At 66.3% G+C, this 14,593-nt stretch carries 14 protein-coding genes; 3 read left to right on the top strand and 11 right to left on the bottom strand.

What is annotated here, in order from left to right; translation table 11 throughout:
• Window positions 1–7: 7 nt before the first annotated feature.
• Complete coding sequence (locus PVW48_RS00990; RefSeq protein WP_274579885.1) at window positions 8–712, bottom strand: DUF1223 domain-containing protein; 705 nt, start codon at window positions 710–712, stop codon at window positions 8–10.
• 222 nt (window positions 713–934) lie between these two features.
• On the opposite strand from PVW48_RS00990, the gene acnA reads away from it, so the two are divergent.
• A complete protein-coding gene (gene acnA / locus PVW48_RS00985; protein ID WP_274579884.1) occupies window positions 935–3,721 on the top strand; it encodes an aconitate hydratase AcnA in 2,787 nt (928 codons plus the stop codon).
• Window positions 3,722–3,810: 89 nt separating this feature from the next.
• Here the strand turns inward: acnA and PVW48_RS00980 are convergent, their stop codons facing one another.
• Genes PVW48_RS00980 through yajC form a run of 10 tightly spaced genes read right to left on the bottom strand, consistent with a single transcriptional unit; the run spans window position 3,811 to window position 10,670 of the window.
• Window positions 3,811–4,350: a redoxin family protein gene (locus tag PVW48_RS00980; protein ID WP_012178524.1), complete on the bottom strand. Its 540-nt coding sequence runs from the start codon at window positions 4,348–4,350 to the stop codon at window positions 3,811–3,813.
• Window positions 4,337–4,504: a heme exporter protein CcmD gene (gene ccmD / locus PVW48_RS00975; RefSeq protein ID WP_083768367.1), complete on the bottom strand. Its 168-nt coding sequence runs from the start codon at window positions 4,502–4,504 to the stop codon at window positions 4,337–4,339. Before ccmD ends, PVW48_RS00980 begins: the two co-directional genes overlap by 14 nt.
• Window positions 4,501–5,232, bottom strand: coding sequence for a heme ABC transporter permease (locus PVW48_RS00970; RefSeq protein WP_012178525.1), 732 nt, complete (start codon window positions 5,230–5,232; stop codon window positions 4,501–4,503). Before PVW48_RS00970 ends, ccmD begins: the two co-directional genes overlap by 4 nt.
• 55 nt (window positions 5,233–5,287) lie before the next feature.
• Entirely contained in the window at window positions 5,288–5,944 is a 657-nt protein-coding gene (gene ccmB / locus PVW48_RS00965; protein ID WP_012178526.1) for a heme exporter protein CcmB, read from the bottom strand.
• Window positions 5,941–6,558: a heme ABC exporter ATP-binding protein CcmA gene (gene ccmA, locus PVW48_RS00960; RefSeq protein WP_274579883.1), complete on the bottom strand. Its 618-nt coding sequence runs from the start codon at window positions 6,556–6,558 to the stop codon at window positions 5,941–5,943. The genes ccmB and ccmA overlap by 4 nt, the downstream gene beginning before the upstream one ends.
• Before the next feature lie 44 nt (window positions 6,559–6,602).
• Entirely contained in the window at window positions 6,603–6,962 is a 360-nt protein-coding gene (locus PVW48_RS00955; protein ID WP_274579882.1) for an Mth938-like domain-containing protein, read from the bottom strand.
• A gap of 10 nt (window positions 6,963–6,972) precedes the next feature.
• Window positions 6,973–7,725: a sulfite exporter TauE/SafE family protein gene (locus PVW48_RS00950; protein ID WP_274579881.1), complete on the bottom strand. Its 753-nt coding sequence runs from the start codon at window positions 7,723–7,725 to the stop codon at window positions 6,973–6,975.
• Entirely contained in the window at window positions 7,718–8,680 is a 963-nt protein-coding gene (secF, locus tag PVW48_RS00945) for a protein translocase subunit SecF (RefSeq protein ID WP_274579880.1), read from the bottom strand. Before secF ends, PVW48_RS00950 begins: the two co-directional genes overlap by 8 nt.
• A 1-nt stretch (window position 8,681) precedes the next feature.
• Window positions 8,682–10,346, bottom strand: a complete 1,665-nt coding sequence (secD, locus tag PVW48_RS00940; protein ID WP_274579879.1) for a protein translocase subunit SecD — start codon at window positions 10,344–10,346, stop codon at window positions 8,682–8,684.
• Window positions 10,347–10,352: 6 nt separating this feature from the next.
• Entirely contained in the window at window positions 10,353–10,670 is a 318-nt protein-coding gene (yajC, locus tag PVW48_RS00935; RefSeq protein WP_012178532.1) for a preprotein translocase subunit YajC, read from the bottom strand.
• A 213-nt stretch (window positions 10,671–10,883) separates the two neighbouring features.
• On the opposite strand from yajC, the gene PVW48_RS00930 reads away from it, so the two are divergent.
• Together PVW48_RS00930 and serS are read left to right on the top strand one after the other, a co-directional pair.
• Window positions 10,884–12,386, top strand: a complete 1,503-nt coding sequence (locus PVW48_RS00930; RefSeq protein ID WP_274579878.1) for a pentapeptide repeat-containing protein — start codon at window positions 10,884–10,886, stop codon at window positions 12,384–12,386.
• Between the two features lie 885 nt (window positions 12,387–13,271).
• Entirely contained in the window at window positions 13,272–14,567 is a 1,296-nt protein-coding gene (gene serS / locus PVW48_RS00925) for a serine--tRNA ligase (protein ID WP_274579877.1), read from the top strand.
• The last annotated feature ends 26 nt before the right edge of the window (window positions 14,568–14,593 follow it).

Genomic DNA, 14,593 nt, shown 5'->3' with positions numbered 1-14,593 from the left:
GCGCAGATCACTCGACCCGCGCAGCGGCCACCATCGGCCCGTGGGAGGCCTTCTGCACCAACACCACCGCCGCCTCTCCCGCGGGTTTGGGATGACGCAGATCCTTCTGCGCCCGTCCGTCCCAGGTGCCCAGGGAGACGAATTCCCGCACCGTGTTGGTATAGGTGATGGTCTTGCCCGCGTTCTCGCCGCGCTTGATCTTCACCGTCTCCTTCGGGACATAGCCGACCAGGCTCACGACCATGGCGCCCCGCGCGTCGCCGGGGCTCAGGCGGATGATCACCGTATCGCCATTCAGCCGGGCCGACACCGTGGCGCCGTCGGGCGCGGCGCGATGCTTCTGCACGGTATTGGCCACATCCATCGGCTTGTACCCGATCACGTGATCGACGCCGCCGATCACCATTTGCGGGGTAAAGATGCTGCGCGCCTTGGCGGCCCGGGCATAGCCGCGCTGCCGCTCGGTGTTCTCGGGGTCGGCGAAGCTGTCCTTCCAGCCGATATAGTCCCAGTAATCCACGTGCAGCGCGAGCGCGATCACGTCCGCGGACTTGTCGAGTTCTGCCAGCAGAGCATCCGCCGGTGGACAGGAGGAACACCCCTGGGAGGTGAACAACTCCACCACCACGGTCTTTTCGTCAGCCGAAGCGGCGGGGGCTGTGACCACGGATGCCGCGGCCCAGAGGGCGAATAGCGTGCCAAGGATGCGCATGTCTGTCCTTCTCTTCCTGCAGCTTATCTAGCCCACGGGGACTGCAACAACCAATCAACGAATTGCGAGGGGGCCGTGCGCGCGGGCCAGACCGGAACCGGCTTGGAGGTCAGGGCGTTGGTCCTCCTGTACACTGTGGAATACCCACCGCTTGATCCGTTCCGGCAACTGGGTCTATAGCGCAAATAGCGACACCCTTTAACCAGATTGGGGAGCCATCTCATGCCCATCACAGTCGGTCAGGACACCGCCAAGACCCGCAAGACCCTGCGCGTCGGCGACCAGTCCCTTGCGTATTATTCCATCCCGGCGGCGGAGGCCGCGGGACTCGGCGATTTCTCGAAACTGCCCGCGGCCCTGAAGGTCGTGCTGGAGAACATGCTGCGGTTCGAGGATGGCGGCCGCACGGTCTCGGTGGACGACATCCGGGCCTTCGCGGACTGGGCCGACAAGGGCGGCAAGAACCCGCGCGAGATCGCCTATCGCCCGGCCCGGGTGTTGATGCAGGATTTCACCGGCGTGCCGGCGGTCGTGGATCTCGCGGCCATGCGCGACGGGATCGTGGGGCTCGGTGGCGACGCCGAGAAGATCAATCCGCTGAACCCCGTGGATCTGGTGATCGACCACTCGGTGATGATCGACGAGTTCGGCAATCCGCGCGCCTTCCAGATGAACGTGGACCGCGAATACGAGCGCAACATCGAACGCTACACGTTCCTCAAATGGGGCCAGTCGGCCTTCGCCAATTTCCGCGTGGTCCCGCCGGGCACCGGCATCTGCCACCAGGTGAACCTGGAATACCTGGCACAAGCGGTCTGGACCGACACCGACCAGAGCGGGCAAGAGGTCGCCTATCCCGACACGCTCGTGGGCACCGACAGCCACACCACCATGGTCAACGGCATGGCCGTGCTCGGCTGGGGCGTCGGCGGGATCGAGGCCGAGGCGGCCATGCTCGGCCAGCCGATTTCCATGCTGATCCCCGAGGTCGTGGGCTTCGAGCTGACCGGCGAGATGATGGAAGGCACCACCGGCACGGACCTGGTGCTGAAAGTGGTCGAGATGCTGCGCGCCAAGGGCGTGGTCGGCAAGTTCGTCGAGTTCTATGGCGCGGGCCTCGACCACCTGCCGCTCGCGGACCGGGCCACCATCGCCAACATGGCGCCCGAATACGGCGCGACCTGCGGCTTTTTCCCGATCGACGGCGAAACCCTGCGCTACATGCGCACCACGGGCCGGGACGAGGCGCGCATCGCGCTGGTCGAAGCCTATGCCAAGGAAAACGGCCTTTGGCGCGGCGACGATTACGCGCCGGTCTATACCGACACGCTCAGCCTCGACATGGGGACGATCGTGCCGGCGATCTCGGGGCCCAAGCGGCCGCAGGATTACGTGGCCCTCGACAAGGCGGCCGAGACGTTCCGCGACTATGTCACCGGACAGCGCCCGGATTGGAGCGCCGACGAAGAGGACAAGGCCGAATGGACCGACGAGGGCGGCGCCGTGGCCCCTCGCGACATTCCCGGCGACCGGGGCAAGCACAAGCGCGCCCGGGTGCGGGGCGCGGACTATACCATCCATGACGGCACCATCGTGATCGCCTCGATCACCTCCTGCACCAACACCTCGAACCCCTACGTGATGATCGGCGCGGGGCTCGTGGCGCGCAAGGCCCGCGCGCTCGGCCTGACCCGGAAGCCCTGGGTCAAGACCTCCCTCGCGCCGGGCTCGCAGGTGGTCTCGGCCTACCTGGAGGCCGCGGGGCTGCAAGAGGATCTCGATGCCATCGGCTTCAACCTAGTGGGCTATGGTTGCACCACCTGCATCGGCAATTCCGGCCCGATCCAGGAAGAGCTGTCCGAGGCGATCAACGACGGCGACATCATCGCGACCTCGGTCCTGTCGGGCAACCGCAACTTCGAGGGCCGGATCAGCCCCGATGTGCGCGCGAACTACCTCGCCTCCCCGCCCCTGGTGGTGGCCTATGCGCTGGCGGGCGACATGAACGTGGACCTCACGCGCGACCCGCTCGGCCAGGACCGCGACGGCAACGATGTGTACCTCAAGGACATCTGGCCCAGCACCAAGGAGATTGCCGAACTGGTCGAACAGACCGTCACCCGCGAGGCGTTCCAGGCCAAGTATGCGGATGTCTTCAAGGGCGACGAGAAATGGCAGAGCGTCGAGACCACCGACAGCCTGACCTATGACTGGCCGCCGAGCTCGACCTATGTGCAGAACCCGCCCTATTTCCAGGGCATGTCGGCCGAGCCGGGCACGATCAGCAATATCGAAGGCGCCAAGATCCTCGCCATCCTTGGGGACATGATCACCACCGACCACATATCCCCCGCGGGCTCGTTCAAGGAAAGCACCCCCGCAGGCCGCTACCTGACCGAACGGCAGGTGCAACCGCGGGAGTTCAACTCCTACGGGTCGCGCCGGGGCAATCACGAGGTGATGATGCGCGGCACCTTCGCCAATATCCGCATCCGCAACGAGATGCTCGACGGGGTCGAGGGCGGCTATACGCTGGGGCCCGACGGGCAACAGACCTCGATCTTCGAGGCGGCCATGGCCTATCAGGAAATGGGCACGCCCCTGGTGATCTTCGGCGGCGAGCAATACGGCGCAGGCTCCAGCCGTGACTGGGCCGCCAAGGGCACCAGCCTTCTGGGCGTCAAGGCGGTGATCGCCGAGAGCTTCGAGCGGATCCACCGCTCCAACCTGGTGGGCATGGGCGTGATCCCGTTCGAGTTCACCGGCGGCGACACCCGCAAGACGCTGGGCCTAAAAGGGGACGAAACGGTTTCGATCACCGGGCTCGACGGCAAGATCGTGCCCCTGTCGGAAATGCCCTGCACCATCACCTACGGCGACGGCACCACACGGGAGATCACCCTCAAGTGCCGGATCGATACGGAGGTCGAGATCGAATATATCGAGAACGGCGGCGTGCTGCATTATGTGCTGCGCAACCTGGCAAAAGCCCCCGTCGCGGCGGAATGATCCGCGCGGCACCGACCCGGACAGGGCGCCTTCGGGCGCCCTTTTCCTGCGCGGTCAGACCCGGCCCATAGGCCACCGCCGAAGCTGGCCTAGACCGCCGCAAGGGCGGGCCGGATATAATCCCGCACGATGTTCGACAGCACCGGCCCGGCATGGCGCAGAACCACCCGCCCCTCTCCGTTCAGGACATAGGTCTCCGGCAGGCCCGTGAGGTTCCAGTCGCGATAGGTCGCAAGCGTCGTGTCCGCGCCGAGCTTGGCGAAGGGGGAGCCGAGCTCCGCGAGAAAGCCGAGGCTGTCGGCCTCGGTGTCGCGATGGGTGATCCCGTGGATCGGCACACCCTCGGCGGCGAGCGCCATCAGGCTGGGATGCTCCGCCCGGCAGGGCGCGCACCAGCTGGCCCACCAGTTGACCAGTTTCGGCCCCGGCACGGTCAGGTCGGCATAGGTCAGGAACGGCTGATCGCGCAGCGGCCCGAGGGTCAGCGGCGGCGCGGGCCGGCCTGCGCGCGCGCCGGGCTCGGGCGGTGGGGGGGCGTCGTCGCGCAGAAAGACGGTCGAGGCGATGTAGCCCGCTCCGGCGCTGGCGAGGACCGCACCGCCCGTGAGCAGCGCCTCACGCCTTCTCATTCGCCTCTTTGCGGGCCGCCTCGAAGGCGCGCAGCTCGGCGCGCACCTTGCGATTGCGCGCCAGCGTCCACAGCACCAGAAGCCCCATCAGGGCGAGCGAGACCACGTAGGCCAGCGACACCTCCAGCGCGTATTTGCCCAGGTCCGGCATCATGCGGCTTGCCGCTCCCGCAGGCGCAGGGCCGACAGGCGCCGCGCGCGGATTTCCGTCCGCGTCCGCACCAGAAGCAGCGTCACGAACAGCAGCACGAAGCCCGCAAGGCAGAACAGCAACGGGAAGTAGAACACATCCGAGATGTTCTCTTCCTTGTCGAGCGACAGGGTCGCGCCCTGGTGCAGCCCCTGGTTCCAGAAATTCGCCGCATAGCGGCTGAGCACCGCAAAGACCGAGCCCACGAGACACAGGATCGAGGTCAGATCGGCGGCGGTGTCGGCGTTTTCGATCGCCGACCACAGCGCCATATAGCCGAGATAGAACAGGAACAGGATCAGGAATGAGGTCAGGCGCGGGTCCCATTCCCACCAGGTGCCCCACATGGGCTGGCCCCAGATGGCACCGGTAAAGAGCGCCATCAGGGTCATCACCACGCCGATGGGGGCCGCGGCCTTGGCCGCCAGCACCGAAACATGGTGGCGCCGGATCAGCCAGATCAGGGAGGTGACCAGCATCATCACCCAGATATTGATCGCCATCATCGCCGAGGGGACGTGCAGGTAGATGATCTTCACCGTCGATCCCTGCCGGAAATCGTCAGGCGTGAAGAAAAAACCCCATGTCAGCCCCACGGTCAGGCACACCACCGTCAGCACCGCCACGAATGGCAGCACCGCAGACGAGGTCTGCATGAATTTCTTCGGATTGGCGTATTCCCACAATGACATGGCAGGAAAGTAGGACGCCGGGCCGCGGGCCGCAACGGGCCAAAAGCCGCGGAGCCTAGCGCAGGTTGATACGGATTGCCGCAGCCGCCGCGAAAGGCAGCAGCGCGATGGCGCCCATGGTGATCCCCGACAGCATCAAGAGCGGCGTGACGATATCGAACCCGTCCACCGCCCGCCGCACGGTTTCGGCCCCGAAGATCAGCGTCGGCACGTAAAGCGGCAGCACCAGCAGCGACAGCAGCAGCCCGCCGCGCTTCAGCCCCACGGTCAGGGCCGCGCCGAAGGTGCCGATCATGCTCAGCGCCGGGGTGCCGAGCGCGAGCGAGACCACCAGCCACGGAAACCCCGCCGGGTCGAGGTTCAGCAGCACCGCCAGCACCGGCGCCAGCAGCGTCAGCGGCAGCCCCGTGGTCAGCCAATGGGCAAACGCCTTGACCGCCACCAACCCCTCCAGCGGCAGGGGCGCCGTGACCAGCAGGTCCATCGACCCGTCCTCGTAATCCAGCTGGAAAATCCGGTCGAGCGACAACAGGCACGCCAGCAGCGCCCCCACCCAAAGCACCCCGCTCGCCACCTCCCGCAGGATGCCGGTATCCGGCCCCACGCCGAACGGGATCAGCACCGTCACGATCAGGAAAAACGCCAGGCTCAGCCCGAAGCCCCCCCCCGCCTTGACCGCCAGGGCCAGGTCCCGCAGCAACAGCGCCTTCACAGGAACGCCTCGTCGGTGGCCATGTCCTCGGCGGGCGTCACCGCCTTGTAGGGCCCCAGATCCAGCGTGGTGGCGGTCACGCCCAGCTCGATATGGGTCGCCATCAGCGCCATGCCCCCGCCCGCCAGATGGGCCGCGATCATCTCGCCGAAAAGCGCCACATTGGCCACATCCAGAGAAACGGTCGGCTCGTCCAGGATCCAGATCGGCCGCCCGGTCACCATCATCCGCGCCAGCCCCAGCCGCCGCTTCTGCCCGGCCGACAGGTCCTGCGCCTGCCGGTCCGCGAGCGGCCCCAGCGCATAAAGCTCCAGCGCCGGGGTGATGTCGCGCTGCCCGTATACTTCGGCCCAGAATTCCAGGTTCTGCCGCACGCTCAGCGGCCCCTTCAGCCCATCGGCATGCCCGGCATAGGCCATCGCGTCCTCGGGCGCCGACACAGTGCCGGTCACCGGCGGCTGCAACCCGGCGATGGTGCGCAAAAGCGTGGTCTTGCCGATGCCGTTCGGGCCGCGCAGCACCACCGCCTCCCCCGGTGTCACCACGAAGTTCACCCCTTCGAGCACGACGAGCCCGCCGCGCTGGCAGCTCACGGTATCCACGCGCAATTCCATGGGGTTGGCTTATCCGATGGAACCGGGCGGGGAAAGCGGCGAAATCACGCGGTGGGCACCACCGGCAACAGGGCCAGGCCCACGCGCCGCCCCTCCGAAAGCAGCACGTTGTAGGTCCGGCAGGCCGCGGGCGAGGACATCACCTCAAGCCCGATGCCGCGCGCCTCAATCTCGGCGCGGAAGGCCGCGGGGGCATGGGCGATCTCCGCCCCCATGCCGAGAAACAGCACATCGATGGTATCGTGGCGGAACGGCGCGGTATCCTCCAGCCCGCCCCAGCGCTGCACCCCGTCGGGCGACAGGTACAGCGCCCCCTCGTGGACCTGCCCGCCGACGCGAAAGAAGCCGGGGCCGTACCCCTCGACCGGCATGGCATCCGTATAGACGACTTCGTTCAGACGCATGGCTCTCTCCTCAGAACGAGATCGGCAGACCGAGAAGGCCCGCCGCCCCGATGATCACATAAGCTACGGTCCGGTATAACCGACCGCGCGCCGGGGTGAACAGGGCCCGGCCGATCAGCGTGCCCACCGCATAGGCCGGCACCAGCCAGAGCCCGAGGCTTACCGCACCCGCGGGCATCGCGCCCTGCAACGCCATGACCGGCAGCATGGCAAGCGAACTGAAGGTCAGCACGATCACCGTGTTGGCCCGGCTGCGCACCGCGCTGTCCTGGCCACCCAGCTGGAACAGCACCACCACCGGCCCGTTCAGCCCGGTCGCCCCGCCGATGACCCCGACCCCGGCCCCCACGCCGATCCAGGCCGGCACACCGGGCGGACGCGTATACCGCCAGCCCGCGATCAGTGCGACGAGCGTGCCCAGCACCGTCAGCGACACCGCCCATTCCAGCCACATGACCGGCAAGCTCGTCAGCAGCCAGACCCCGGGAAAAAGCGCCAGCAGCGCCGTGGCCAGCATCACGCCCGTGGCGCGCAGATCCGCCACCCGCAGGGCATCGGGCACCAGGGTGACGAGCGAGGCCAGCGAGGACAGCGAGAACGCCCCAACCGCCAGCGGCGGCGCCAGAAACAGCGTGGCCAGCGGCATGAAGATCAGCGCCGAGCCGAACCCCGCGAAACCGTAGACCAGCCCCGCCAGAACCGAGATTGCCATGATCCAGCCGAGGCCGGGGATCTCCCACCCGGCCAGCAGCAGGTCAGGCATCGATACCCGCGAACTGGTTCCCCTTCTCGGGATCCTTCGGCTCGCGGTTCACCCCGAGAAGCAGCACGATGTTCTTGGCCACGAAGACCGAGGAATAGGTCCCGACGATGATCCCCCAGAAGATCGCGAAGACAAAGCCCCGGATCACGTCCCCCCCGAGCGCCAGCAGCGCCAGAAGTGCCAGAAGCGTGGTGCCCGAGGTCATCACCGTTCGGCTCAGGGTCTCGTTGACCGACAGGTTCATCACGTCCCGCAGGGGCATCTTCTTGTACTTGATGAGGTTCTCCCGCAGCCGGTCGAAGATCACCACCGTGTCGTTGATCGAGTAACCGATGATCGTCAGCAGCGCCGCGATGGTCGCCAGATCGAACCGGATCTGCAGCAGCGAGAAGATCCCGATGGTCAGCACCACGTCATGGACCAGCGCGGCGATGGCGCCGATCGAGAACTGCCACTCGAACCGCAGCCAGATGTAGAACAGGATCGCAACCATCGAGGCCCCGACCGCGAGCATGGCGGTCAGGATCAGCTCCCCCGACACCTTGGGCCCGACGCTCTCGACGCTGGGAAAGGTCATCTCGGGGTCGACGGTGCGCAGGGCTTCCTCGATGGCGAGGATGGTCTCGGGCGGCACGCTCTCCTGGCCCTCCTGGGCCTGGATGCGCAGCATGGCGACATTGCGCTCCGGGCCGAAGGTGGGGTCGAACACCTCGGTGATCGAGATATCGCCCAGCCCCAGCGGCTCCACCGCCGCGCGGTAGGCGGCGACATCCACGACCTGCGCGCTCTCGGTGCGGATCGTGGTCCCGCCGAGGAAGTCGATCCCGAAATTGAGCCCGACCGACAGCCACAGCACCAGCGACGCGACCATGGCCACCGCCGAGGCGCCCAGGGTCAGCCGGACATACTTGAAGAAATCCCAGTTGGTCTCGGAGGGGACGAGTTTCAGGCGCATGTCAGACCTCGATCTGCTTGGGACGGCGGCGCTCGAACCAGAGCACGATCAGCAGTCGCGTGACGAAGATGGCCGTGAAGACCGATGTGACGATCCCGATCCCCAGGGTCACCGCGAAGCCGCGGACCGGCCCCGCGCCCAGGGTGAACAGGATCGCGGCGACGATGAAGGTGGTGGTGTTGGCATCGACGATGGCGCTCAGCGCCTTCTCGTAGCCCAGCTCGATCGCGCGGGCCGGGCCGCGGGCGGTCTTCAATTCCTCCCGGATCCGCTCGAAGACCAGCACATTGGCGTCCACCGCCATCCCGATGGTCAGCACGATGCCCGCGATCCCCGGCAGGGTCAGGGTCGCCCCGATCAGCGACAGCACCCCGAAGATCAGCGCGATGTTGAGCAGCAGGGCGATATTGGCGAACACACCGAAAAGCCCGTAGCTGAGCATCATGAACACCAGCACGGCGCCGAGCGCCACCAGGCAGGCCAGCGCGCCGGCCTCGATGCTGTCCTGGCCCAACTCCGGGCCGATGGTGCGTTCTTCGAGAAAGATCATCTCCGCCGGCAAGGCGCCCGCGCGCAACAGGACGGCGAGCTGGGTCGACTCGTCCACCGAGAAATTCCCGGTGATGATGCCCGACCCGCCGGGGATATGGGACTGGATCACCGGGGCGGAGATCACCTCGTTGTCGAGCACGATGGCGAAGGGCGAACCGATGTTTTCGGCCGTATACTCGCCGAAGAGCCGTGCGCCCGTGGGATTGAACCGGAAGTTCACCGCCGGGCGCCCGTTCTGATCGAAGGAGGGCTGCGCGTCGGTCAATTGGTCGCCGGAGACAACCGGGGTCTGTTCCAGCACGTAATAGGTGTTGGGCTCGTCGATCGAGGGCAGCACGATGTTGCGCGGTCCCGGCGGGGCGTCCGGGTCGCTGGTGCGGCTGACCACCGGGTTGAAGGTGAGCCGCGCGGTCTGGCCGATCAACTCCTTGAGCTCCGAGGCCGACGCGATGCCCGGCACCTGGATCAGCACCCGGTCCTCGCCCTGGCGCTGGATGGTCGGCTCCCGCGTGCCAGCCTCGTCCACCCGGCGGCGGATGATCTCGAGGCTCTGCTGCAAGGTGCGGTCGTCGGTGGCCTGTTTCTCGGCCTCCGACAGCTCGATGATCAGGTCGGCCCCCTCGAAGGAAACCTCGATATCGTCCTGCCCCACCCCGGTGAAGGACACGATGGGTTGCGCCAGCCCGCGCACGATGGCGACGGCGCGGGTGATCTCTTCGGGGTTGGAGATCCGCACGCGGAGCTGGTCGGGCGGGCTGTCCTGGCGCCGGATGGTGCCGACGGTGTCGCGGGCGTCGCGCAACGCGTCGCGCACCTCGGGCCAGAAGGCGTCCATGCGGTCGGCATAGACATCGGCCACCTGGACCTCGGCCAGCAGATGCGCGCCGCCCCGCAGGTCCAGCCCGAGGTTCACCAGGCTGGACGGCAGGAAGGCGGGCCACTGGCCCAGATCGGCTGCAATCTCCCCGGTTTCGGCCGCCCCCGCCTCCACCAGAGCGGCGGCGTCGTTATGGGTCTCGACGCGGGAGTAGAAGGCGTTGGGCAGGGCATAGGACAGGCCGATCAGGACCACGCCCCAGATAAGCACCCGTTTCCAAAGGGGAATTTGCAGCATTCGAGGTCAGCTCGCCGGTTCGGTCTTGGTCAGGACCTGCTGGATCGTGTGGCGCACCACGCGCACCTCGGTGCCGGTCGCGATCTCGACCTTGACCTCGTTGTCATCAACGACCTTGGTGACCTTGCCGATCAGGCCGCCCTGGGTGACGATCTGGTCTCCGCGCCGCAACGCCTCGACCATCTTCTTGTGTTCCTTCACTTTTTTCTGCTGCGGACGGATCAGCAGGAAATACATGATGGCGAAGATCAGGATCAGCGGGATGAAGGAGGTAAAGGCCCCTCCGGCCCCGGCGGCCTGGGCGTAGGCAGGTGTTGCGAACATGGAATCCCCTCGGTCTCTGGGCGGCTCTGCACCCGGTCAATCGGCGCGCACCGTATCGCCGAGGTGCCGCCGCTTCAAGGCAGATAAGCGGTGGATGCGGCGGCGGCAACCACCGAAAAACCCGGTCGGAACTCCGTCGGCTTTGCGTCGGACATCTGTCGGCTCTTGGTATGGCAATTTGTCGGGCACCAAGATGTTGTGTTTTAGACGGGGTTGGGGGAGGCTGAGGGCGTTGGTGAGGCGGTTTGGGCGATGGCGGAAGGTCAAAAAAACAAACTGGACGCGCTTGCCGAATGGTTGGGCCTTCCTACCGATCCGGACCTGACCAAGGCGCGGTGGTTGGGTCATGTCGTCGGCTGGGTTTCGGTGGCGCTATATGGGGCGATCGTGCTGACGCTCGCGGTCGGGCTCATCGCGGTTCTGTTCGCGACCATCGGTAGGTTTCTCGATCCGGGGACCGCGAGCACATGGGAGGGCTACCGCTGGGGACTCCTGACCATCGCGACGCTGACAGCATCATTGGGCGCAGCAATCGCCCTGCCGCTGACCATGTTGAAAACTCGCTACACCCAACGCCAGACCATCGCAGCCGAGCAGAACCTGATTACGACGCGGATCAACGAGGCGGTCGAAGGGCTCGGAGCGGAGAAGGTGGTCAAGGTGCTGGAGCGCGGGCCGGACGGCACGTCGCGGGTGGTGGAGCGCACCGAGCCGAATATCGAGGTGCGGGTGGGCGCGATCCTGTCGCTGGAGCGGATTTCCCAGAACAGCCCTGAGGACCATGTCCGGATCATGGAAATCCTCTGCGCCTATGTGCGGGAGAATGCTTGTATCGTTCCGGTGAAAGATAAGCCGCGTGAACCCGAGGATTGGAAGCAGCGAACAGATACTCAAATGGCGGTCACAGTAATCGGACGGCGAGCAGAGGACAGAGTCAAAAGGGAGATTGCGGCTGGTTATCAGCTGGATCTGCAGGGCGCAAACCTACAGCTGTCGGATCTTTCGTCGAGTTCGTGGAAAGCAGCGACCTTTGCCAAGGCAAACCTAACGCACGCAGTTCTGTTCGGGGCGAATTTCGAGGAAACAGACTTTGGGTACGCCGTACTACATCATGCGCTCTTGGACGAAGCAGTATTTCGCGGTGCCTTCATGGGAGCAGTCAGGCTCACTATGGTGAAGGCTTACTACTCAGACTTCACTGGCGCGATGCTTGGCGGCGCTCAGCTAGCTCACGGGCAGTTCGGGGAAGCGTGCTTCGATAGAGCGATTCTAAGAGCTGCAGACTTTTCGGATGCTTTCCTTGGGCAAGCCAGTTTGAAGGGCGCACAATGCGAACGAGCGAAGTTTTTAGAGGCTTGCGTCTCTCGTGCAGACCTTTCCAAAGCTAATCTAGAGAAAGCAAGCTTCAGCGGCGCGGACCTTCGTTTGGCGAACCTTGCAATGGCTGATCTAACTAGAGCAAAGCTACAAGATGCAGACCTGCAAGACTGTACTCTTAATGATAGCCTTCTTGTCGGCGCAGACATGTCCGAGAGCGTTAACCTTGCTCAAGAAGCGGTGGAGACCGCATTCGGTTGCAAGGATGGACCAATGGCAACAAAACTCCCACCAGACCTGAACGCTCCAATTCACTGGTTTCGAGAAGCAGACAAGCCGCAACAGACGATACTTTCCTCCTATCATCACTGGGTCCTCAACCGATCAGCCGAAAAGTAGCAGGGCCAGCGGCGGCCCGTGGGATGTCGCTTCCTAGATTTGGGCGGCGCGATTTATGTTGACTTCTTTGGGACGACGGTCGAGCGGTTCGCTGGCTTTGACGAAGCGACAGCCCGCCGGGACGGGCCGTCGCTGGCCCTGGCACCTTCGGTGCTGCTCCGGGCCGGGGCCATTGCGGTGGGGTTTGAGTCGGGGCAGCGGCGGGCCGTGAGGTGTTGCTGCGACAAGGGTGCGGGGCGGTTTATGGCGAGTGCCTTGGGACGAGGGTGATGCGCTGGCTTTGACGAAGCGACAGCCCCCCAAACCATCGAGCAAAATGGCGGGCCGTCGCTGGCCCTGGCACCTTCGGTGCCGCGCCGGGCCGGGGGCCATTGCGGTAGGTTTGAGCCGGGGCAGCGGCGGGCCGTGGGGTTTTGCTGCGACAAGGGTGTGGGGCGGTTCATGGCGGGTGTCTTGGGGCGAGGGTGATGCGGCGCGCTGGCTTTGACGCAGCGACAGCCCCCACTCTACAAATCTGAACGACGGGCCGTCGCTGGCCCTGGCACCTGCGGTGCCGCACCGGGCCGGGGCCATTGCGGTGGGGTTTGAGCCGGGGCAGCGGCGGCCCTTGGGGTGTCGCTCCCGACGGGTATGCGGGGCGGTTCATGGCGGGTGTCTTGGGACGAGGGTGATGCGGCGCGCTGGCTTTGACGCAGCGACAGCCCCCACCCCATAAAACGAAACGACGGGCCGCCACTGGCCCTGGCACCTGCGGGGCCGCACCGGGCCGGGGCGCGGATCAGGGGGTCCGAGGTGTCGGTGGTGACACGGACGCGACCTCCCCCTAGCCTCCCCGCGCAAACTCGGCCATATACCCCGCGACGATGATCCTGACGGAGCGACCCCATGCATGACATTCGCCTGATCCGCGAGACGCCGGAGGCGTTCGACGCCGCGCTGACCCGCCGCCCCGGGGTGGCGCCGGTCTCGGGCGAGATCCTCGCGCTGGATGCCGCCCGGCGAGAGAAGATCCTGGCCGCGGAGACAGCACAGGCGGAGCAGAACGCGGCCTCCAGGCAGGTGGGTGCCGCCAAGGCCGCGGGCGATGAGGCGGAGTTCGAGCGGCTGCGCGCGCTGGTGGGCGCGAAGAAGGCGGAGGTGGCCGCGCTCAAGGCCGCGGCGGCGGAGGATGATGCGGCGCTGAGCGCGCGGCTGATGGAGATCCCCAACCTGCCCTTCGACGACACGCCCGAGGGCGCGGACGAGGCCGACAATGTGGAGATCAAGCGTTGGGGGGCGCCGCGTGCCTTCGATTTCGCGCCGGTGGAGCATTATGCCCTGCCCAGCGTCGTGCCGGGCATGGATTTCGAGGCGGCGGCGAAGCTGTCGGGGTCGCGGTTCGTCGTGCTGTCGGGAGCGATTGCGCGGGTCCACAGGGCCTTGGCGCAGTTCATGGTCGACACCCATGTGGAGCAGAACGGTCTGACCGAGACCTGGACGCCAGTGCTGGTGCGCGAGGAGATGATGCTCGGGACCGGGCAGTTGCCGAAGTTCGGGGAGGACAGCTACCAGACGCGAGAGGGCTGGTGGCTGGTGCCGACGGCGGAGGTGAGCCTGACCAACCTGGTGGCGGGCGAGATCGTCGAGGCGGCCTCGCTGCCCCGGCGCTATGTGGCCCATACCCAGTGCTTCCGGTCCGAGGCGGGCTCGGCGGGGCGGGACACGGCCGGCATGCTGCGCCAGCACCAGTTCGAGAAGGTGGAGATGGTGTCGGTGACGCGGCCCGAGGACAGCCGGGCGGAGCTGGACCGGATGACGGGGTGTGCGGAGGGGATCCTGGAGGCGCTCGGCCTGCCTTACCGCACCATCGTGCTGTGCACCGGGGACATGGGCTTCGGGGCGCGGCGGACCCATGATATCGAGGTCTGGCTGCCCGGGCAGGACGCCTATCGCGAGATCAGCTCGGTCTCGGTCTGCGGCGATTTCCAGGCGCGGCGGATGAATGCGCGGTTCCGGCCGGAGGGCGGGGGCAAGCCGGAGTTCGTGCATACGCTGAACGGGTCGGGGCTGGCCGTGGGGCGGTGCCTGATCGCGGTGCTGGAGAACGGGCAGCAGGCGGACGGGTCGGTGGTGCTGCCGGAGGTGCTGCATGGGTATCTGCGGGGGCGGACGCGGATCGACGCCACCGGCACGCTCGTCTGAGATTGCATCCGCCGCCCGCCCCGCTA

It is taken from the genome of Dinoroseobacter sp. PD6, assembly GCF_028807315.1.
Taxonomy (GTDB): Bacteria; Pseudomonadota; Alphaproteobacteria; order Rhodobacterales; family Rhodobacteraceae; genus Dinoroseobacter; species Dinoroseobacter shibae.
Note: the sequence above shows the minus strand (reverse complement) of the source record. Positions and strands in the feature narration are given on the sequence as shown.